Raw genomic sequence first — 20203 nt, forward strand, 5'->3', positions numbered from 1 at the left:
CGCTTCGACGCCGGACGTCGAAGCGCTTCGACGGAAGGTAAGGGTGGGCTCAGAGTGCGTCAATGGGTGCGCGGGAATTCGTCCGGATCATCGCGATCAGCAGAGCCAGGGCCGCCGCGGCCACCGGTACCGCGAAGCCGGTCGCGCCGGAGGCGAAGCCGGTGCCCGCCGCCGGGGCGTGTTCCGCGACCCAGCCGCCCAGGGCGGAGCCGCCCGCTATCCCGCCGAGCAGACCCGTGACGGCGAGGGTCATGCCCTCGTTCAGCCGGCCCTGCGGGGTGCGGTGCTGGACCAGGGCCATGGCGGTGACCATCGTGGGGGCGGTGGCCATGCCGGCGAGCAGGAGGGCCGGGGCGAGGAACAGCAGGGACCCGGTGCCGGCGGCGGTGAGCCAGGGGAGGGCCATCAGGGCGGTCATCGCGGCAAGGCACCGGCGGAAGCGGCGCTCCGCCGGGCCCGTCACCCGCAGCGCGCCGTAGGCCAGCCCCGCCGCGCAGGAGCCGGCCGCCTGGAGGCCGAGGATCACACCCGCCCAGGAGGCGTGGCCCCGGGCGTCCGCGTAGGCGATGGTGACGACCTCCAGGGACCCGAAGACCGCGCCGGTGGCGAGGAAGACGGCGAGGAGCGGCGGGATGCCGGGGGCGCGCAGGGGGGACTTCGCGGTCGTGCGGCCCGTGGGCGGCGGTTCCGTGGCGCGCTGGGCGGCGAAGAGCAGGACGCCCGTCATGCAGAGCAGGCCGCCGACCAGGGTGCCGGCCTCGGGGAACAGGGTGGTGCACAGGACGGCGGCGAGGACCGGGCCGAGCATGAAGCAGAGTTCGTCCGCCGCCTGTTCGAAGGAGTTGGCGGTGTGCAGGGCGGCCGGGTCGTCCTTCAGGAGATGGGCCCAGCGGGCGCGGGACATGCCGCCGGTGTTGGGGACCGGGGCGGTGGCCGCGTACGAGGCGAACAGGGTCCAGTCCGGAGCGTTCCAGCGGACACAGGCGATCAGCGAGAGGCCGCCGAGGAGGGCGACGGCGGTGGCGGGTACGGCGATCCTGGCCTGGCCGTGGCGGTCCACCAGCCGGGCGGTCCAGGGGGCGACCAGGGCGGTGGCGCCGAGGCCGGTGGCGACGACCGCGCCGGCGAGGGCGTAGGAGCCGCGGGCGCCGGCGATCATCAGGATCGCGCTCACGCTGAACATGCCCATGGGGAGGCGGGCGAGGAGGGCGGCCGCGGCGAAGCGGAGGGTGCCGGGGTGCTGGAAGAGGGCGCGGTAGGGGGTGGGGGTGGTGGTGCGTCGGCGGGTACGGGTCCGGTGGGGCTTCTCGCGCGGTTCCCCGCGCCCCTTTCGGGGCGTGGCCCCCGAGGTGCGACGAGAGGTGAAGTCGGCCGCCACGAGGGTGTCGGCGGTGACGGTCAGCAGTGGGCCGTGCTGCTCGGCGGGTTCGCGGTGCGGCATGGGGATACCGTCGCCCCGTTCATGATCCACCGTCCAACACCTGCTCCGTGGTGATTCACGCACCCCGGTTGTAAATTCGGCGGATGTCCACCACGCCCTTTGCCGTCGACCCCCGGTTGCTCCGGGGGTTTCTCGCCGTCGCCGAGGAACTGCACTTCACCCGGGCCGCCGCTCGGCTCTACGTCGCCCAGCAGGCACTCAGCCGGGATGTCCGGCGGCTGGAGCGGGAGTTGGGGGTGGAGCTGTTCGTGCGCAGCACCCGGCAGGTGGTGCTGACGGGGGACGGGGAGCGGCTGGTGCCCCACGCGCGGCGGGTGCTGGCGGCACAGGAGGAGTTGGTGGCCGCGTTCCGGCAGGCCCGCCCCCTGCTGGTGGACCTCAACTCGCCGGGGCTGGCCACCGGCGCACGGGTGCTGCGGCGGGCCCGGGAGCTCGCGCCGGAGCTGGAGTTGATGGCCCGCTACGAGAGCGGGCTGACGTACGCGGCGGCCGAGATCCTCGCGGGGCGGCTGGACGTGTCGTTCGGGAGGTTCGCGGGGCTCGGACCGGCGGTCCGGGCCGGCCTCGCACAGCAGCCGGTGCGGTACACGCCGATGACGGTGATCCTGCCCGAGGACCACCGGCTGGCCGCACTGGACGCCGTACCGCTGGCGGAGCTCGCGGGCGAGCGGGTGTACGCGGGGGCCGGGAACCCCCGTACGCCGGAGTGGACGGATCTGGCGGCGCGGCTCTTCGAGGGGCGGGGGATCGAGGTCGCGCCGCCCGCCCCGCTGGCCGTGGGGGAGGAGGAGTTCCAGCGGATGATGGCCAAGACCAGGTCACCGGTGCTGGCGGTGGTGGACTTCCCGCCCATGCCGGGCACGGTGGCGCGGCCGCTCGTCGATCCCGTGCCGCTGTCCCCGGTCTCGCTGGTGTGGCGGAAAGGGCTCCGCCATCCCGGGCTCGACGCGTTGCGGCGGGCCGCCGCCGAGCTGGCGCGGGCGGAAGTATGGCTGTCACATCCGGCGGACGGGTGGATTCCGCCCACAGATGCACTCATCATGATGACCTTCACCTGACGTCCCACACATGCACATCTTTCCCGCCCATACATTCGTTGGCCCGGGTGCGTGTGAATGGGTGGGGCGCCCCGGATCGGGTGGGGGCCCGGTCCGGTACAGGAAAGTGCGACAGCCCGGCATCGAACACGCACCTGGAACGATCCCGTGGGGGGAAGTGCGTGCACGTCGACAACTGGCCCAAGGGCATTCAGCCGAAGCGGACCGAGGGCGAGGGCCCGGGTCCGGGCCGTGGTGGTAGTGGTGGTGACTCGGGGGACGAGGTGGTCTGGCCCGACGCCGCCGGCAGGACGGGAGCGGTCTCCCAGGTGGAGGCCGCGCCCTGGGAGCGGCCCGACCAGCCCGGGCGCAACCACGATCCGCACGAGGTGACCGTCCAACTCGACGGCGTCGGGCGTGAGGTGGAGGAGGGAACCGGCAGACACGCCGGGAAGAACGGGGACGCGGCGGGTGCCGGTCAGGACTCCGAGGGGCCGGTCTTCGTCGACGAGTCGGGGCGGCGCCGCAACCTCTACCGGCGGCTCGGTATCGCCGTCGGCACCGCCTGCGCGGCGTACGCCGTGGTCATCGTCGGCACCCTGGTGTCGGGCAACTCCGACGCCCCCTGGCTGCCGGTGCCGATGCAGAAGGACGACAAGCCGGCGAGCAAGGTGGACACACCTCCACTGCCGGCCGAGTCGGACGAGCGGTCCGACACGGCGGACGGTTTCGTACCCGACGCCGGTCCGGGTGGCGGCCGCGCGGGAGCGACGGTCTCGCCCGGCGCCAAGTCGCCGACCGGCGCGTCGGGACGGGCCCGGCAGCCCGAGTCGTCCGACGGTGCCGAGCCCTCGGCCCGGCCCAGCGCCGGCGTGGTGCCACAGCCGAAGCCGAGCACCAGCGCCAAGGACCCCGAGCCGTCCGCCTCCGCGTCCGAGCCGCCGAAGGTCGACCCCAGCCCCTCGGGCTCGCCGTCGCCCACGCCCTCGGACACCACCGACCCCGGCCCCGCTCCGGACGGCGGCACGGACACCGTCGCCGGCGGTCCGGCCTCCCCGGCGCCCGTCGAGCCCGCCCCGGCGACCTCGGAAGGCTCGCAGAGCCCGCAGGAGCCGTCGAGCCCGCAGGACCCGCAGAACCCGGAGACACCCGCCTGATGACCCGCTCCCAGCGCGGCGGCACGCCCTCGCGTGCCGCCAAGCGCCCCACCCGCTCGCCGCGTTCCTCGACGAGCGGTACGGGCGGCACCGACGACACCACGGGGAACGGCTCCGCGAAGCGTGCGCGCAGAAGCCCGAAGAAGCGTTCCGGGCGGCGGGTGCCGCTGCGCCATCTGCTGCCCTGCGTCCTGCTCCTCGCCCTGATGGCCATGCTCATGCTGCGCGGCTACGTGCACAGCGAGATCCTCGCGGACCACCGGGTCCGGCCGCCCGTCTCGAACGACCGGGTGCCGAAGGACATACTGAAGGGCGGGCCCGTCATCGACACCCGCTCGGAACGCCGGCGCAGCCTGGAGGTCCCCGACTACGAGCTGGTCCTGACGTTCGACGACGGGCCGGACCCGCGGTGGACCCCCAAGGTCCTCGACATGCTGAGGAAGCACGACGCCAAGGCCGTCTTCTTCATCACCGGCACCATGGCCTCCCGCTACCCGGACCTGGTCCGGCGCATGGTCGACGAGGGCCACGAGATCGGTCTGCACACCTTCAACCACCCGGACCTCTCGCTGCAGACCAAGGACCGCATCGACTGGGAGCTCTCCCAGAACCAGCTGGCGCTCGCGGGCGCCGCCGGTATCCGCACCTCGCTGTTCCGGCCGCCGTACTCGTCGTTCTCGGAGCGCATGGACAACCGGACGTGGCCGGTGACGCGGTACATCGGCAGCCGCGGCTACATCACCGTCGTCAGCGACACCGACAGCCAGGACTGGAAGCGGCCGGGCGTCGCCGAGATCATCCGCCGGTCCACGCCCGAGCGCGGCGACGGCGCGATCGTGCTGATGCACGACTCCGGCGGCGACCGCTCCCAGACCGTCGCCGCGCTGGACCGCTACATCCCCCAGCTCCAGGTCAAGGGCTACAAGTTCGACACCCTGACCGGCGCCCTGAAGGCCCCCAGCGCCCACACCCCGGTCACCGGCCTCGGCCTGGTGAAGGGCAAGGTCTGGGTCACCCTGGTGCAGGTCTCGGAGAGGACCACGAGCGTCCTCGTCGTCGCCCTCGCGGTCGTCGGCGTCCTCGTCCTCGCCCGCTTCGGCCTGATGCTGATCCTGTCGGTCGCGCACGCCCGCAAGGTCCGCCGCCGCACCTTCCGCTGGGGCCCGAACGGGCCGATCACGGAACCCGTCTCGGTGCTCGTCCCCGCGTACAACGAGGCCAAGTGCATCGAGAAGACGGTCCGTTCCCTGGTGGCGAGCGACCACCCCATCGAGGTGCTGGTCATCGACGACGGCTCCAGCGACGGCACGGCCGGCATCGTCGAGGAGCTGGGCAAGGACCTGCCGGGCGTCCGCGTCGTACGGCAGCTCAACGCGGGCAAGCCCGCCGCCCTCAACCGGGGCATCGCCAACGCCCGGCACGAGATCATCGTCATGATGGACGGCGACACGGTCTTCGAACCGTCCACCGTCCGCGAACTGGTCCAGCCCTTCGCCGACCCCCGTGTCGGCGCGGTCGCCGGCAACGCCAAGGTCGGCAACCGGGACACCCTCATCGGCGCCTGGCAGCACATCGAGTACGTGATGGGCTTCAACCTCGACCGCCGCATGTACGACATCCTGCGCTGCATGCCGACGATCCCCGGCGCGGTCGGGGCGTTCCGCCGCGAGGCCCTCGAACGCGTCGGCGGGATGAGCGAGGACACCCTCGCCGAGGACACCGACATCACCATGGCCATGCACCGCGACGGCTGGCACGTCGTCTACGCGGAGAACGCGCGCGCCTGGACCGAGGCCCCGGAATCCGTCCAGCAGCTGTGGTCCCAGCGCTACCGCTGGTCGTACGGCACCATGCAGGCGATCTGGAAGCACCGTGGCTCGCTCTTCGACCGCGGCCCCTCCGGCCGCTTCGGACGCGTGGGCCTTCCGCTGGTCTCGCTGTTCATGGTGGTGGCGCCCCTGCTGGCCCCGCTCATCGACGTGTTCCTGCTCTACGGGCTGATCTTCGGGCCCACGGAGAAGACGATCGGCGCCTGGCTGGGCGTCCTCGCCGTCCAGGTGGTCTGCGCGGCCCTGGCGTTCCACCTGGACAAGGAGCGCATGACCCATCTGATCTCCCTCCCGCTCCAGCAGCTCCTCTACCGCCAGCTCATGTACGTCGTCCTGCTCCAGTCGTGGATCACGGCGCTGACCGGCGGCCGGCTGCGCTGGCAGAAGCTGCGGCGGACGGGGGCCGTGGGGCTGCCCGGCGCGCCGCCGGAGGGGGCCGTGCCCCAGCAGCAGACGGGGGAGCGGAGGCCGGTCGGATGAGCACCCTCGCGCACGGCTCCACGCCGCCCGACTCCTCGCAACCCGGCTCACAGGCCGGCTCCACCGCGCCGGGCGTGCCCCCGCAGGCCGGCGCCGGACCGCAGGACGGTCCCGCCCGCGCCCCCGGCCGGGACCGCTACTTCGACCTCCTCAGGGCCCTCGCCCTCTTCCGGGTGGTGCTCTACCACCTCACCGGCTGGGCCTGGCTGCCGCTCCTCTTCCCCTCCATGGGCGTGATGTTCGCCCTCGCCGGCAACCTCATGGCACGCTCGCTGAGGCGCCCGGCCCTGGGGGTCGTCCGGGGCCGGCTCCGCCGACTGCTGCCGCCGGTGTGGCTGCTGGGCGTCGTCGGCGTGACGGCGATGGTGGTCCAGGGATGGGGACCGGACGCGGACGGGCATCCCGCCTGGTGGTGGTTCCACCTCACCTTCTGGATCCTCCCGATCAGCGACCCGCCCTACGCCGAGGGCCTGCCCGCGGTCCAGGGCCTCGTCGGCGCCGACTGGGCCGGGGAACTCGCCGGACCTCTCTGGTACGTCCGCGCCTACCTCTGGTACGTCGTCCTCTCCCCGCTGCTGCTCCGCGCGCTGCGGGCGGTACCGGCGGTGACGGTCCTCGCGCCGATCGCGCTGGCCGGGGTCTTCGAGCTGGGCCTGCTCCAGCTGCCGGGCGAGCGGTTCGCGTCGGGGCTGACGGACTTCAGCACGTTCGGCGCCTGCTGGATCCTCGGCATGGCCCACCAGGAGGGCATCCTCGCGCGCCTCCCGCGCTATCTCGTCCCCTCCGTGGCCCCGGCGGTCGCCCTGGTCGGCCTCTGGTACGCCCTGAACCACGACTTCGGCACCGGCAACGACCTGGACAGCATGCCGTTCGCCCAGGCGCTCTGGTCCGTCGGCACGGTGGCGCTGCTGCTGCACATCAGCCCGTCGTGGCAGGAGTGGCCGGACCGGCTGCGCCGCTGGGACGGGCTGATCACCCTCCTCAACGCCCGTGCGGTGACGATCTATCTCTGGCACAACACCTGCATCCTGATCGCCGCGACCCAGTGGGACCGGCTGTGGGACGTGGTGTTCCTCGAACAGCACGTCCCGTGGCTGCTGGAGAGCGTCTGGCCCGTGCTGGTCGTGACCTGGCTGCTGATCGCCGTCTGTGTCGTCGCCTTCGGCTGGGCGGAGGATCTGGCGGCCCGGCGCAGGCCGCGGTGGTGGCCGGCCCGTCGTGTACTGACCCGGTAACCAACCGGGATACGCACTTGCGTACGACTGGCCGGGTGTTGGATGTTGGGCTCGCTTGAGGCAGGTGTTCCTCGCACTGCTCGCCTCGTCGGAGCGACTCAAGGAGTGACACCCGCCGATGACCCAGCCTCCCGGCCAGCCGCCGTACGACGGTTATGGAACCCAGCCGCCGCAGCAGCCGTACCCGGGGTCGTACCCGCCTCCGGGCCAGGTGCCCGGCCAGCCGCCGAACCCGTACGCGACGGCTCCGCAGCAGCCGTACGGGGCCGGCGGGCAGCCGCCGTACGGGGCGCCGGGGGTGCCGGGGGCACCGAACTACGGGCCCCAGTACGGCGGTTATCCGCCGCCGCCCCCGCCCTCCGGTGGTAGCGGTGGCAAAGTCGCGCTGATCATCGTGGCCGTCGTGGCGGCGCTCGCGGTGATCGGCGGGGGAGTCTTCCTCCTCACCGCCGACGGGGACGACGACACCACGGCCAAGCCCGAGCAGAGCGTCTCGGCCACGGAGACCGGCTCCGCGACCCCGACGGAGGAGGCCACCGGGGACGACACCACCGACGAGGGCACCGGAACGCCCGACGGCGGACTGGACGACGGCGGCGCGAGCACCGCGCCCGCCAGGGGCGTCGAGGGCCAGTGGCAGGACGACGAGGCCCGGACCCTGACCATCGGTGCCGAGCAGACCAGCGGTGACGGCAAGGGCCAGCACCCGCTCTCCTACATAGACATGGTCGGCGGCAAGGGCATCATGACCGGTGTCGGCGCCTACCGCGACGAGAACAACTTCCGTATGGCCCTGACCCCCATGGCCTCGAAGGACGTCAGCGACGAGGACGTCACCTTCGCCACGGTCCGCCGCTCCGGCGACGACGTGGTCATCACCTGGGAGGCCGGCGGCACGGACACGCTCAGCTATGTGGGCGAGTCGTCGAGCTGACGCGCTCCGGTACGTCGGTGGGGGGTGGGCCGGGTTTCGGCCCACCCCCACCGCTGTGTCCCTGTCTCCCGCTCGTCGCCGGTCCCACCGTGAGGGCCGGGGCAACCAAGCGGTGGGGCGGTGGCGACTGAGGGGGAGGGAAGGAGCGTCCACCATGAAGAGCGATGCCGCACACATCGACGAGTTCGCGGCCTGGATACAAGGCGTGATGCGGGCGCGCGGGTACGACATCGACAGCCCCCGGGGCGGTGGAAAGACCAAGCTCGCCGAGGACGCGGGGGTGCACCGGGCGGCCATCACCCGGTTGCTGCAGCGGCAGAGCATGCCCGATCTGGACACGATGCGCGGTCTGTCCCGGGCGCTCGGCGTCCCGGTGCGGGAGGTTCTGATCCGCTCGGGCAAGCTGACCGAGCAGGACCTGCCCTCCACCCCCACGCCACCCGGGACCGGCACGGCTCCCGGCGACCACACGCTCTCCGCCGAGCAGGCGGCCACCGCTCTCGGCATCCCGGAACACCTCCGGGCAGCCTTCGTCCAGATCACCGAACAGCTCAGACTCGGCGTCCCCCACGCCCCGGAAGCCGCCGCGGACGACCAGGCGGGCAACTGACCACCGCCGCCCGGGTGACCTGACGCGCACCTGCTCCCTGACGGCCCTCTGCCCCAGCCACCCCCGTCTCCGAAGCCCTCCCCGATCCAAGGCCGCGTGCGGCAGTCGCCGTACGCGGCCTTCGCGCGCTCAGCCCGGAACGCCGTTCGTGCTTGCGCACACTGTGCGCAATGCGTACGGTGTTCCGTGTCGCCGCGCAACGCACGGCGGCGGCCCCGCCCGCACACGTCCCGGAGGATCCGCCATGTCCCGGCCCACCGCCCCCGCCCGTACCCCCGCCCTCGACCTCGCCCACTGGCAGCGTCGCCTCGACACCCTCCGCGCCACCCACGACGTGCCCGGCGCGAGCCTCGCCTTCGTCGTCGACGGCGAGGTCCACGAACTCGCGAGCGGGGTGCTCAGCCGCGCGACCGGCGTGGAGGCCACCACCGACTCCGTCTTCCAGCTCGGCTCGATCGCGAAGGTCTACACCGCCGCCCTCGTCATGCAGCTGGTGGAGTCCGGCGAACTCGACCTGGACGTCCCGGTGGTGCAGGTGCTGCCGGAGTTCGCGACCGTCGACCCGGCCGCCACCGAGGTCATCACGCCCCGCATGCTGCTCTCCCACACCAGCGGTCTGACCTGCGACTTCCACATCGACACCGGGCGCGGCGACGACGCGATCGCCCGTTACGTCGAGGCCGCGAAGGGCGTGGCGATGGACTGCCCGCCGGGTACGGCGGTGTCGTACAGCGGCATCGGATACGTCGTCCTCGGCCGGATCGTCGAGGTGCTGACCGGGCTCACCTGGGACCAGGCGCTCAAGGAGCGGGTGTTCGCGCCGCTCGGGCTGGCGCACTCCATGACCCTGCCCGAGGAGGCGCTGCCGTTCCGCGTGGCGATGGGACACCTCGCGGGGGAGGACGGGGCGCAGACCCCGGCCCCGGTCTGGGACCTGATGCCGCGCGCGGCCGGACCGGGCGCCCGGGTGCTCGCCACCGCCGGGGACGTCGTCCGGTACGCCAAGGCCCACCTCGACGGGGGCGCCGGCATCCTCCGCCCCGAGACGGTGACGGCCATGCAGGCCCGCGAGACCGACGTCCCGGACAAGTGGACGGTCAGCGCCGACGGCTGGGGCCTCGGCTGGACGCTGTACGACTGGGACGGCGTGCCGGGCTACGGCCACGACGGCGCCGCGACCGGCCAGTACGCCTTCCTCCGCGTGGTGCCCACCGAGGGCGTCGCCGTCGCGCTGCTCACCAACGGCGGCTCCTCCCGCCTCCTCTACGCCGACCTGCTGCGCGAGTTGCTGGCGGAGCTGGCCGGAATCACGCTGCCCGCCCCGTTCGCCCCGCCCGCCGAGCCGCCCACCGTCGACATCACGCCCTGGACCGGTACGTACAAGAGGGAGGGAGTCGTCATCACGATCGGCGAGAGGAACGGCACACCGCACCTCACGTACGCCTTCGTGGACGGCATGGTCGGTTACTCGCCGGACCTGGAGATGGAACTCGTGCCCTTGTCGGACACGGTGTTCGCCGGGGCGGGCGGCGGTGCCTCGTTCGCGGAGGACTGGATGCCTGTGGTCTTCGCCACGCTCAGCGACGGCACCCGGTGCGCCTACATTGGCATGAGGGCCGCGCCGAAAGTGGCGTGACCACCGGGTATCCGCCAGGTGTCCACCCGGTATGACGCCCTGCTCACCGATTCCTCACCGGCCGGTCCGCCCGCACGTGAGAGCAAAGTTCCTTTCCGGTCACCCGGTGCCACAGGCAGGAAACGCGCTCTCCCTACCTTCGGGACTCATCACCCCTCATCACCGCATCGCGACACCGGAGCCCGGAGAACGTGGAGGCGTCATGACAGCCCCGAGCACTGCCCCCGCATCGAGCAGGGGAGGCCGCTGGATTCAGCACTGGGACCCTGAGAACGAAGCCTTCTGGAACGAGACAGGCGAGAAGGTCGCCCGCCGCAACCTCTTCTTCTCGGTGCTCTCGGAGCACATCGGCTTCTCCATCTGGACCGTCTGGTCGGTGATGGTGCTCTTCATGGGCCCCGAGTACGGGCTCACCCCGGCCGACAAGTTCTTCCTCGTCTCGATGGCCACGCTGGTCGGCGCCATCGTCCGCATCCCGTACACCTTCGCGGTGGCGATCTTCGGCGGACGCAACTGGACGGTCGTCTCCGCGAGCCTGCTGCTGATCCCGACCATCGCGGCCTTCGTCGTGATGGAGCCGGGGACCTCGTTCAACACATTCCTGATCTGCGCGATGCTCGCCGGCATCGGCGGCGGCAACTTCGCCTCCTCCATGACGAACATCAACGCCTTCTTCCCGCTGCGTAAGAAGGGCTGGGCGCTCGGTCTCAACGCGGGCGGCGGCAACATCGGCGTCCCGGTCGTGCAGCTCATCGGTCTCGCCGTCATCGGCGCCTCCGGAGGCCCCCGCGTCCTGCTCGGGATCTACATCCCCTTCATCGTCATCGCCGCGGTCCTCGCCGCCGTCTACATGGACAACATCGCGTCCGTGAAGAACGACACCGGTGCCGCGAAGGACGCCGTGAAGGAGGCCCACACCTGGATCATGTCCTTCCTCTACATCGGCACCTTCGGCTCCTTCATCGGCTACAGCTTCGCCTTCGGCCTCGTCCTGCAGACCCAGTTCGGCCGTACGCCCCTGGAGTCCGCCTACGTCACCTTCATCGGCCCGCTGCTCGGCTCGCTGATCCGGCCCCTCGGCGGCGCGCTCGCCGACAAGTACGGCGGCGCCAAGATCACCCTGTGGAACTACGTCGGCATGGCCGCCGCCACCGGAATCATCGTCATCGCCTCCATGCAGAAGTCGCTGCCGCTCTTCACCACCGCGTTCATCGCGCTCTTCGTCCTCACCGGACTCGGCAACGGCTCCACCTTCAAGATGATCCCGGGCATCTTCCAGGCCAAGGCCCTCGCCAAGGGCCTGGAGGGCGAGGAGGCCGCGGCCTACGGACGCCGTCTCTCCGGTGCCTCCATGGGCATCATCGGCGCGGTGGGCGCCCTCGGCGGCCTCGGCATCAACCTGGCCTTCCGGCAGTCCTTCCTCTCCGTGGGCTCCGGCACCGGCGCCTTCATCGCCTTCCTCGCCTTCTACGGGCTCTGCTTCGCGGTGACCTGGGCCGTATACCTTCGCCGCTCGGCCTCGAACGCCTCTACGACGACGGCCGCGACGGAGGCGAAGCCGCAGCTCAGCTACGCCGAGGTGTGACATCGCCCATGCCGTGACACGTGCGACGTAACACCAGCGACATCAAGCCGAACCGAGCCTGTCACGCGCCGTTGACAGGCTCGTTCGGCATGTGGGCGCACCAATCGGTGCACCCGCACAGAGCTTCGACTGAGTGCAACGACTCGACTGCGGGACGAGAGCCATGTACGACGAACAGCAGCGACCCGAGCGATCAGATCGAGCCGATCGACCAGACAGGACGGTTCTGATGGATCGGATGGACCGGACAGATCGAACGGACCGGACTGACCGCACCGACCGAGCGGACCGGGTGGCGCAGACCGAACACGGGCCGCTCGCCGGCTTCACCGTGGGCGTCACCGCCGCCCGCCGGGCCGACGAGCTCGGGGCGCTGCTCCAGCGCCGCGGCGCCGCGGTCCTGCACGCCCCCGCGCTGCGCATCGTGCCGCTCGCCGACGACAGCGAACTGCTCGCCGCGACCAAGGGCCTGCTCGACCAGGCGCCCGACATCGTGGTGGCGACGACGGCCATCGGCTTCCGCGGCTGGGTCGAGGCGGCGGACGGCTGGGGCCTCGGCGAGGCCCTGCTCGACCGGCTGCGGGGTGTCGAGGTCCTGGCCCGCGGACCGAAGGTGAAGGGCGCGATCCGCGCCGCCGGTCTCACGGAGGAGTGGTCCCCCTCCTCGGAGTCCATGGCCGAGGTGCTCGACCGTCTGCTGGAGCAGGGGGTCGAGGGCCGCCGCATCGCCGTCCAGCTCCACGGCGAACCGCTTCCCGGCTTCGTGGAGTCCCTGCGCGCCGGGGGAGCGGAGGTGGTCGGCGTCCCCGTCTACCGCTGGATGCCGCCCGAGGACATCACCCCCGTGGACCGCCTCCTCGATGCGACGGTCGGCCGCGGCGTCGACGCCCTCACCTTCACCAGCGCTCCCGCGGCGGCGTCCCTGCTCTCCCGCGCCGAGGACCGGGGCCTGCTCCCGGAGTTGCTCAACGCGCTGAACCACGACGTCCTGCCCGCCTGTGTGGGCCCGGTGACCGCCCTGCCGCTCCAGGCGCACGGCGTGGACACGGTCCAGCCCGAACGCTTCCGCCTCGGCCCCCTCGTCCAACTCCTGTGCCAGGAACTCCCCGGCCGCGCCCGCACGCTGCCCGTCGCCGGCCACCATGTGGAGATCCGCGGCCACGCGGTCCTCGTCGACGGGGCCCTGCGCCCCGTGCCCCCGGCCGGCATGTCCCTGCTCCGCGCGCTCTGTCGCAGGCCCGGCTGGGTCGTCCCCCGCTCCGACCTCCTGCGCGCCCTCCCCGGCGCGGGCCGCGACGAACACGCCGTGGAGACGGCGATGGCCCGCCTCCGCACGGCCCTCGGCACCCCGAAACTCATCCAGACCGTGGTCAAGCGCGGCTACCGCCTTGCCCTGGACCCGGCGGCGGACGCGAAGTACGACGCGTGAGGAGTCGCCCGCGGCCCTGAGGGCCGAAGGCCCGAAAGGGGCGCGGGGAACTGCGCGACCAGCCCCCACCGGACGGACGGCTGGGGGTCGAAGGGGCGCAGCCCCTTCAGGACGGGACGGGAAGGGGCGGCGGGGGCGACCCGACCCGCCCGAGCACCGCAGGTTCCCCTCACCGGGTGCGCCCAGGCACTGTAAGGGGTACGTACCTCTCAAACGCACCCCTGCCGGCCGGCAACCCAAGGGCGGTGACAGGCGCATGGCACATCCCCAACCCCCTCGCTTCGACTGCGGCCACCTCTGCCTGGACTTCCTCACCACCACCCACCCCGAGGAACAACTCGACTCCCCGACCGGCCTGCGCACCTGGATCACCGCCGCCCACCTGGTCCCCGAGGGCACGCCCCTCGACCACGTCACCCCCCACTGGCTCGTCGGCTTCAGAGAACTGCGCGGCCACATCGCCCGGTTGGTGCGCACCGTCCCCGACCGCGCCCCGGACCCCCGCGCCTTCGACCTCTCCCTGGCGAGGGTCAACGACCTGGCCCGCGCGGCGACTCCGGTCCTCCGCGCCGTCCGCGGCGCCGACGGCACCCTCACCCGCGCACTCGACCGCACCCCCGACTGCGCAGCCCTGCTCGCCCTGCTCGCCCGCGACACCGTGGAGCTGCTCACCGACCCCGACGCCTGCGCGAGCCTGCGCCAGTGCGCCGGCGACAACTGCCCCGTCGTGTACGTCGACACCTCCCGCGGCCGGCGGCGCCGCTGGTGCTCCAGCGAGATCTGCGGCAACCGCGAACGCGTGGCCCGACACCGCCGCCGGGCCGATCTGGCCCGCGCCCGCGCGTAGTTGGCACCGAAATGCCCACCCGCCTTACCCAGTCCGGAAGTTGGGCAAACCCCGGGTAGCCGTAAAGAAGCAGCAGTGCTGTTTTTCACATCGCGACGCGGGTGTCTTCACAATTCCCGTCCATGCGTGCCGGTTTAAGCGTGGATATGGGACCACTTGTCCCCCACCTGCCTCACTTTTCCCGCGTTGAATCGAGAAAGTTGTGGCTCAACTCTGAACACACAACTGGTTACCTACGTATCCCGATGTGAGCGACCGACTGGGGGAACCCCCGGACACCGGAGGTAGCCGTGCGCAAGGATTCCGCTGTGGCCGATGAACGCCCGCACAGGGCCCGACATCGCGCATCACAGCCCTCAGAGCCAGACGAGGAGCTGATGCGCGCGCTGTACCGCGAGCACGCTGGACCCTTGCTCGCGTACGTGCTGCGTCTGGTCGCGGGCGACCGCCAGCGTGCCGAGGACGTTGTGCAGGAAACTCTCATCAGGGCCTGGAAGAACGCCGGTCAGCTCAATCGAGCGACCGGATCGGTACGCCCCTGGCTGGTGACGGTCGCACGCCGCATCGTCATCGACGGCCACCGCAGCCGGCAGGCCCGGCCGCAGGAGGTCGACCCGTCGCCGCTGGAGGTCATCCCCGCGGAGGACGAGATCGACAAGGCGTTGTGGCTGATGACACTGTCGGACGCGCTGGACGACCTGACCCCTGCCCACAGGGAGGTCCTGGTCGAGACCTATTTCAAAGGGCGTACGGTCAATGAGGCGGCCGAGACGCTTGGCATCCCCAGTGGCACCGTCCGCTCCCGGGTGTTCTACGCCCTGCGGTCGATGAAGCTGGCTCTAGAGGAGCGCGGGGTGACGGCATGAGCAACATCTACGGGGGGTATGGACCGGGAATGCCCGGATCTGTGCAAGGAGCCCAAGGTTCCGGCGACAACATCCACGAGACCGTCGGCGCGTACGCCCTCGGGATACTGGACGACGCCGAGGCCACACAGTTCGAGATGCATCTCGCCACGTGCGAGTGGTGCGGACAACAGCTCGACGAGCTGGCCGGTATGGAACCGATGCTGGCCGCGCTCGCGGACCTGCCCGCCGCCCAGGGCACGCCCGCCATCGGCGAGTCGCTGTCCGCGAAACCGACCACGGGCCTCGCGGACCGCCTGGTCGTCGAGGTCGTCCAGCACCGCGCGAAGAAGAGCCGACGGAACTTCTTCATGCTGGCGGCCGGCGTGGCCCTGATCGTCGGCGGCCCGACGGCGGTGTTCGCGACGACGGGCGGCGGCGGGGACGAGGCGCCGAAGGAGGGCCAGACCTTCAGCGCGGCACAGGAGTCCTTCACGCACATGAAGGCGTCGGACAAGGTCTCCTCCACCGACGCGTCCACCCAGGTCAGCGCCACGGTCGGCATGGAGTCCAAGGCCTGGGGCACGCACGCGGTCCTGGAGTTGAAGAACGTCAAGGGTCCGGAGAAGTGCTCGCTGATCGCCGTCGGCAAGAACGGCGAGCGTGAGACGGTCACCTCCTGGTCCGTCCCGGAGTGGGGCTACGGCATCAAGAACGCCAAGACCGAGCAGGCGAGGAACCCGCTCTACGTCCACGGCGGCGCTGCCTTCACCCCCGACGAGATCGACCACTTCGAGGTTCTGACCTTCAGCGGCAAGAAGCTCGTCTCGGTCAAGGCGTAACCCGTCGAGGCGAAACGCCACTCCTCGCGGCAAGCAGCGGACGGACCCCGGTAGGGCACATAGCCTGGCGGGGTCCTTTTCGCGTACGGTGGACGGCTGCCCAGCACGTCAGAAGGGGGCCCGGGTGGCCGCTCAGGTTCAGCAGGAAACGCTCGACTCCGCTCACGACTCGGTACGTGAGAAGGAGATCGGCGTCGAACAGGAACATCTGGACCGGGTCTACCGGCGTCTCGAGGAGAAGATCCACGAGGCCGAGTTCCTGATGAACGACGCGGCCAAGCGCGGTCAGGTCGGCACCCCGGGCGCGCTCGCCGAGCGGGACGCCCAGGTCTTTCGGGCGGGCATCCACCTGAACCGCCTCAACAACGAGTTCGAGGACTTCCTCTTCGGCCGGATCGACCTGCTGCTCGGCAAGGACGGCAAGAAGGGCCCGGACGGCGCGTACACCGCCGTCGAACCGGCCGAGGGCGCGGTCCGCCCCGACCGGACCGCCGACATCGCCGAGACCCTCCACATCGGCCGCATCGGCGTCCTGGACTCCGACTACGCGCCGCTGGTCATCGACTGGCGGGCCCCGGCGGCCGCCCCCTTCTACCGCTCGACCCCGGTCGACCCCGGCCGGGTCGTCCGCCGCCGGGTCATCCGTTCCAAGGGCCGCAAGGTGCTCGGCGTCGAGGACGACCTGATGCGCCCCGAGCTGAAGGCCTCCCTCGACGGCCACGAGCTGCCCGTCATCGGCGACGGCGCCCTCATGGCCGCCCTCGGCCAGGCCCGCAGCCACACCATGCGCGACATCGTCGCCTCCATCCAGGCCGAACAGGACCTGGTGATCCGCGCCCCCGCCGCCTCGGTGACGTACGTCGAGGGCGGCCCCGGCACCGGCAAGACGGCCGTCGCCCTGCACCGTGCCGCCTACCTCCTCTACCAGGACCGGCGCCGGTACGCGGGCGGCATCCTGATCGTCTCCCCGACCCCGCTGCTGGTCGCCTACACCGAAGGCGTCCTGCCCTCCCTCGGCGAGGAGGGCCAGGTCGCCATCCGCGCCATCGGCTCCCTGGTCGACGGCGCCGAGGCCACGCTGTACGACTCCCCGGCCGTGGCCCGCGCCAAGGGCTCTCACCGCATGCTCAAGGTGTTGCGGAAGGCCGCCCGGGGCGCCCTGGAGTCGAGCGACGCGCCCACCCGCCTCCGGGTCGTCGCCTTCGGCCGGCGCCTCGAACTGGAGGCCCCCGAACTGGACCGCATCCGCCGCAACGCGCTCAGCGGCACGGCCCCGGTCAACCTGCTGCGCCCCCGGGCGCGCAAGCTGCTCCTGGACGCCCTGTGGTCCCGGTCGGGCGCGGCCGGCCGCCACACCGATCCGGAGCTGGCCGCCGAACTGCGCTCCTCCTTCGACGAGGACATCACGAGCGAGGACGCGTTCATCGCCTTCCTCGACGCCTGGTGGCCCGAACTGACCCCGCGCGGCGTGCTCGCCGCCATGGCGGACGAGCGCCGCCTCGGCCGCTGGGCCCGCCGCATCCTCAACCCGGGTGAGGTCCGCCGCGTCGCCCGCTCCCTGAAAAGGGACGGTCTGTCCGTGCACGACGTCGCCGTGCTCGACGAACTCCAGGCGATCCTCGGCCTCCCGGCCCGCCCCAGGAAGAAGCGCGAACTCGACCCGCTGGACCAGCTCACGGGCCTGGAGGAACTCATGCCCGTACGCGAGGAGACCCAGCGGGAACGGGCCGAGCGGCTGGCGCAGGAGCGCACCGAGTACGCGCACGTCATCGTCGACGAGGCGCAGGACCTGACGCCGATGCAGTGGCGGATGGTGGGCCGCCGCGGCCGCCACGCCACCTGGACGGTCGTGGGCGACCCCGCCCAGTCCTCCTGGTCCGACCCCGACGAGGCGGCCGAGGCCAGGGACGAGGCCCTGGGCACCCGCCCCCGCCGCCGCTTCACCCTCACCGTCAACTACCGCAACCCGGCCGAGATCGCCGAACTGGCGGCGAAGGTGCTGGCCCTGGCCATGCCGGGCTCCGAGTCCCCTTCGGCGGTCCGCTCCACCGGGGTGGAGCCCCGCTTCGTCACGGCCGCCCGAGACACCCTCGCCCGCACGGCCCGCGCGGAGGCCGCCCGCCTGCTGGACCTCGTCGACGGCACGGTGGGCGTGGTGGTCGCCATGAACCGCCGGGAGGAGGCCGCCCGCTGGCTGGCCGGCCTCGGTGACCGTGTGGTGGCCCTCGGCAGCCTGGAGGCGAAGGGCCTGGAGTACGACGCCACGGTGGTGGTCTCCCCGGCGGAGATCGCGGACGAGTCCCCGGCGGGGCTGCGCGTGCTGTACGTGGCCCTGACCCGGGCGACACAGCAGCTGACGGTCGTGTCGGCGGAGAGGGACGACCCCGACGCGAACGGAGTCCCCGACCTGTTGCGGGACTGACGCGAGGAGTCCACCGGACCGCACCGCCGGCGCACCCCCGACCCCCCGAGCTCCAAGGCGCCCCAAAAACAACTCCCGTACGGGAATGGCCTTACGGGATCTGTTTGTTAGCCTGGGTGTGGCACCGGCCCGATCCAAGCCCCCGGGCCCAACCTTCGTCGCTCAGAGCGACCACTTGCCGCGAGGCGAGCATGGCGGGTCGGTGCCACTGAACGTAGGAAGAGGTCCACGTCGAATGTGACGTGGACCTCTTCTTGTTGAGAACAAAACGTTCTCAACCCCGGACGGCTAACGCCTACCCGGCGGTAGGTGCGACGATCGGACGGCAAAACGCAGCAAACGCAGTAGCAGAAGTACGCGAAAGCAGAGGAAGTCGGCCATGGCAACGGCGCCCAGCGTCTCCTACTCGATGACGGTCCGGCTGGAGGTGCCCGCGAGCGGAACCGCGGTCTCCCAGCTCACCGGAGCCGTCGAGTCCCACGGAGGCTCGGTGACCGGCCTCGACGTGACCGCGTCCGGCCACGAGAAGCTCCGCATCGACGTCACCATCGCCGCCACCTCCACCGCGCACGCCGACGAGATCGTCGAGCAGCTGCGCCACATCGAGGGCGTGACGCTCGGCAAGGTCTCCGACCGTACGTTCCTGATGCACCTCGGCGGCAAGATCGAGATGGCGTCGAAGCACCCCATCCGCAACCGTGACGACCTCTCGATGATCTACACCCCCGGTGTGGCCCGCGTCTGCATGGCGATCGCCGAGAACCCCGAGGACGCCCGCCGCCTCACCATCAAGCGCAACTCCGTTGCGGTCGTGACGGACGGCTCCGCCGTGCTGGGCCTCGGCAACATCGGCCCCAAGGCCGCGCTGCCCGTCATGGAGGGCAAGGCGGCCCTCTTCAAGCGGTTCGCCGGCATCGACGCCTGGCCGATCTGCCTGGACACCCAGGACACCGACGCGATCGTCGAGATCGTCAAGGCCATCGCCCCCGGCTTCGCGGGCATCAACCTGGAGGACATCTCCGCGCCCCGCTGCTTCGAGATCGAGGCCCGCCTGCGCGAGGCCCTCGACATCCCCGTCTTCCACGACGACCAGCACGGCACCGCGATCGTCGTCCTCGCCGCCCTCACCAACGCACTTCGCGTCGCGGGCAAGGGGATAGGGGACATCCGCGTCGTCATGTCGGGCGCCGGCGCGGCCGGTACGGCCATCCTCAAGCTGCTCCTCGCCGCCGGTGTGAAGAACGCCGTCGTGGCCGACATCCACGGTGTCGTGCACTGCGACCGCGACGACCTGGTGGACGCCGCCACCGACTCGCCGCTGCGCTGGATCGCGGACAACACCAACCCCGAGGGCCTCACCGGCACCCTCAAGGAGGCCGTGCGCGGCGCCGACGTCTTCATCGGCGTCTCGGCTCCGAACGTCCTCGACGGCGACGACGTGGCCGCCATGGCGGACAACGCCATTGTGTTCGCGCTCGCGAACCCGGACCCCGAGGTCGACCCCGCGGTCGCCCGGCTGACGGCGGCCGTCGTGGCCACCGGCCGCTCCGACTTCCCGAACCAGATCAACAACGTGCTGGTCTTCCCGGGTGTCTTCCGCGGTCTCCTCGACGCCCAGTCCCGCACCGTCAACACCGAGATGATGCTGGCTGCCGCGACCGCCCTGGCGGACGTCGTCACCGAGGACGAGCTGAACCCGAACTACATCATCCCGAGCGTCTTCAACGACAAGGTCGCGGGCGCGGTCGCCGGGGCGGTCCGCGAGGCCGCGAAGGCGGCGGCCACGGCCTGAGCCCTTGCTGTGACGGTGGCCACGGCCCCGCGCCCTCGGCGCGTCGCGGGGCCGGAGGGCTTGCGCCGCCCTTTAGTGTGGC

At 71.6% G+C, this 20203-nt stretch carries 15 protein-coding genes; 14 read left to right on the top strand and 1 reads right to left on the bottom strand.

The genetic code is table 11. From position 1 onward, the window contains the following. Positions 1–49: 49 nt before the first annotated feature. Positions 50–1441: an MFS transporter gene (locus tag K1J60_RS27085; RefSeq protein ID WP_220648467.1), complete on the bottom strand. Its 1392-nt coding sequence runs from the start codon at positions 1439–1441 to the stop codon at positions 50–52. An 83-nt stretch (positions 1442–1524) separates the two neighbouring features. Here K1J60_RS27085 and K1J60_RS27090 point away from each other — a divergent pair, with 83 nt between their 5' ends. The 14 genes from K1J60_RS27090 (at position 1525) to K1J60_RS27155 (ending at position 20121) form a co-directional block, all read left to right on the top strand. Next, positions 1525–2499 (top strand): LysR family transcriptional regulator, encoded by a 975-nt coding sequence (locus K1J60_RS27090; RefSeq protein WP_220648468.1) that lies wholly within the window; start codon positions 1525–1527, stop codon positions 2497–2499. A gap of 161 nt (positions 2500–2660) precedes the next feature. Further along, positions 2661–3635, top strand: coding sequence for a hypothetical protein (locus tag K1J60_RS27095; protein ID WP_259407934.1), 975 nt, complete (start codon positions 2661–2663; stop codon positions 3633–3635). After that, a complete protein-coding gene (locus K1J60_RS27100; RefSeq protein ID WP_220648469.1) occupies positions 3635–5944 on the top strand; it encodes a glycosyltransferase in 2310 nt (769 codons plus the stop codon). The genes K1J60_RS27095 and K1J60_RS27100 overlap by 1 nt, the downstream gene beginning before the upstream one ends. After that, complete coding sequence (locus K1J60_RS27105) at positions 5941–7179, top strand: acyltransferase family protein (protein ID WP_220648470.1); 1239 nt, start codon at positions 5941–5943, stop codon at positions 7177–7179. The genes K1J60_RS27100 and K1J60_RS27105 overlap by 4 nt, the downstream gene beginning before the upstream one ends. Positions 7180–7297: 118 nt before the next feature. Next, positions 7298–8113, top strand: a complete 816-nt coding sequence (locus K1J60_RS27110) for a hypothetical protein (RefSeq protein ID WP_220648471.1) — start codon at positions 7298–7300, stop codon at positions 8111–8113. Positions 8114–8267: 154 nt separating this feature from the next. Then, entirely contained in the window at positions 8268–8723 is a 456-nt protein-coding gene (locus K1J60_RS27115) for a helix-turn-helix domain-containing protein (protein ID WP_220648472.1), read from the top strand. Between the two features lie 244 nt (positions 8724–8967). Beyond that, the gene (locus tag K1J60_RS27120; RefSeq protein WP_259407935.1) at positions 8968–10359 is read left to right on the top strand and encodes a serine hydrolase domain-containing protein; all 1392 of its coding nucleotides are present in this window, start codon (positions 8968–8970) and stop codon (positions 10357–10359) included. Between the two features lie 202 nt (positions 10360–10561). Continuing rightward, complete coding sequence (locus tag K1J60_RS27125) at positions 10562–11944, top strand: nitrate/nitrite transporter (RefSeq protein WP_220648473.1); 1383 nt, start codon at positions 10562–10564, stop codon at positions 11942–11944. A gap of 238 nt (positions 11945–12182) precedes the next feature. Next, the gene (locus tag K1J60_RS27130) at positions 12183–13373 is read left to right on the top strand and encodes a uroporphyrinogen-III synthase (protein WP_220648474.1); all 1191 of its coding nucleotides are present in this window, start codon (positions 12183–12185) and stop codon (positions 13371–13373) included. A 256-nt stretch (positions 13374–13629) separates the two neighbouring features. Continuing rightward, positions 13630–14220, top strand: coding sequence for a CGNR zinc finger domain-containing protein (locus tag K1J60_RS27135; protein ID WP_220648475.1), 591 nt, complete (start codon positions 13630–13632; stop codon positions 14218–14220). A gap of 290 nt (positions 14221–14510) precedes the next feature. Then, positions 14511–15086, top strand: a complete 576-nt coding sequence (locus K1J60_RS27140) for a sigma-70 family RNA polymerase sigma factor (RefSeq protein ID WP_013003188.1) — start codon at positions 14511–14513, stop codon at positions 15084–15086. Positions 15087–15115: 29 nt separating this feature from the next. Next, a complete protein-coding gene (locus K1J60_RS27145; protein WP_220648476.1) occupies positions 15116–15907 on the top strand; it encodes an anti-sigma factor family protein in 792 nt (263 codons plus the stop codon). A gap of 124 nt (positions 15908–16031) precedes the next feature. Continuing rightward, positions 16032–18329, top strand: a complete 2298-nt coding sequence (locus K1J60_RS27150; RefSeq protein ID WP_220648477.1) for a HelD family protein — start codon at positions 16032–16034, stop codon at positions 18327–18329. Between the two features lie 379 nt (positions 18330–18708). Beyond that, positions 18709–20121, top strand: a complete 1413-nt coding sequence (locus K1J60_RS27155) for an NAD-dependent malic enzyme (RefSeq protein WP_220648478.1) — start codon at positions 18709–18711, stop codon at positions 20119–20121. Positions 20122–20203: the final 82 nt, after the last annotated feature.

Origin of the sequence: Streptomyces akebiae, from assembly GCF_019599145.1 — a bacterium.
Classification (GTDB): Bacteria; Actinomycetota; Actinomycetes; order Streptomycetales; family Streptomycetaceae; genus Streptomyces; species Streptomyces akebiae.

What these genes read in the sequence shown, in the direction of transcription:
- K1J60_RS27110 (WP_220648471.1), top strand. Translation starts at nt 7,298, where the DNA reads ATGACCCAGCCTCCCGGCCAGCCGCCGTACGACGGTTATGGAACCCAG.
- K1J60_RS27115 (WP_220648472.1), top strand. Translation starts at nt 8,268, where the DNA reads ATGAAGAGCGATGCCGCACACATCGACGAGTTCGCGGCCTGGATACAA.
- K1J60_RS27100 (WP_220648469.1), top strand. Translation starts at nt 3,635, where the DNA reads ATGACCCGCTCCCAGCGCGGCGGCACGCCCTCGCGTGCCGCCAAGCGC.
- K1J60_RS27105 (WP_220648470.1), top strand. Translation starts at nt 5,941, where the DNA reads ATGAGCACCCTCGCGCACGGCTCCACGCCGCCCGACTCCTCGCAACCC.
- K1J60_RS27155 (WP_220648478.1), top strand. Translation starts at nt 18,709, where the DNA reads ATGGCAACGGCGCCCAGCGTCTCCTACTCGATGACGGTCCGGCTGGAG.
- K1J60_RS27085 (WP_220648467.1), bottom strand. Translation starts at nt 1,441, where the DNA reads ATGCCGCACCGCGAACCCGCCGAGCAGCACGGCCCACTGCTGACCGTC.
- K1J60_RS27120 (WP_259407935.1), top strand. Translation starts at nt 8,968, where the DNA reads ATGTCCCGGCCCACCGCCCCCGCCCGTACCCCCGCCCTCGACCTCGCC.
- K1J60_RS27135 (WP_220648475.1), top strand. Translation starts at nt 13,630, where the DNA reads ATGGCACATCCCCAACCCCCTCGCTTCGACTGCGGCCACCTCTGCCTG.
- K1J60_RS27145 (WP_220648476.1), top strand. Translation starts at nt 15,116, where the DNA reads ATGCCCGGATCTGTGCAAGGAGCCCAAGGTTCCGGCGACAACATCCAC.
- K1J60_RS27125 (WP_220648473.1), top strand. Translation starts at nt 10,562, where the DNA reads ATGACAGCCCCGAGCACTGCCCCCGCATCGAGCAGGGGAGGCCGCTGG.
- K1J60_RS27130 (WP_220648474.1), top strand. Translation starts at nt 12,183, where the DNA reads ATGGACCGGACAGATCGAACGGACCGGACTGACCGCACCGACCGAGCG.
- K1J60_RS27090 (WP_220648468.1), top strand. Translation starts at nt 1,525, where the DNA reads ATGTCCACCACGCCCTTTGCCGTCGACCCCCGGTTGCTCCGGGGGTTT.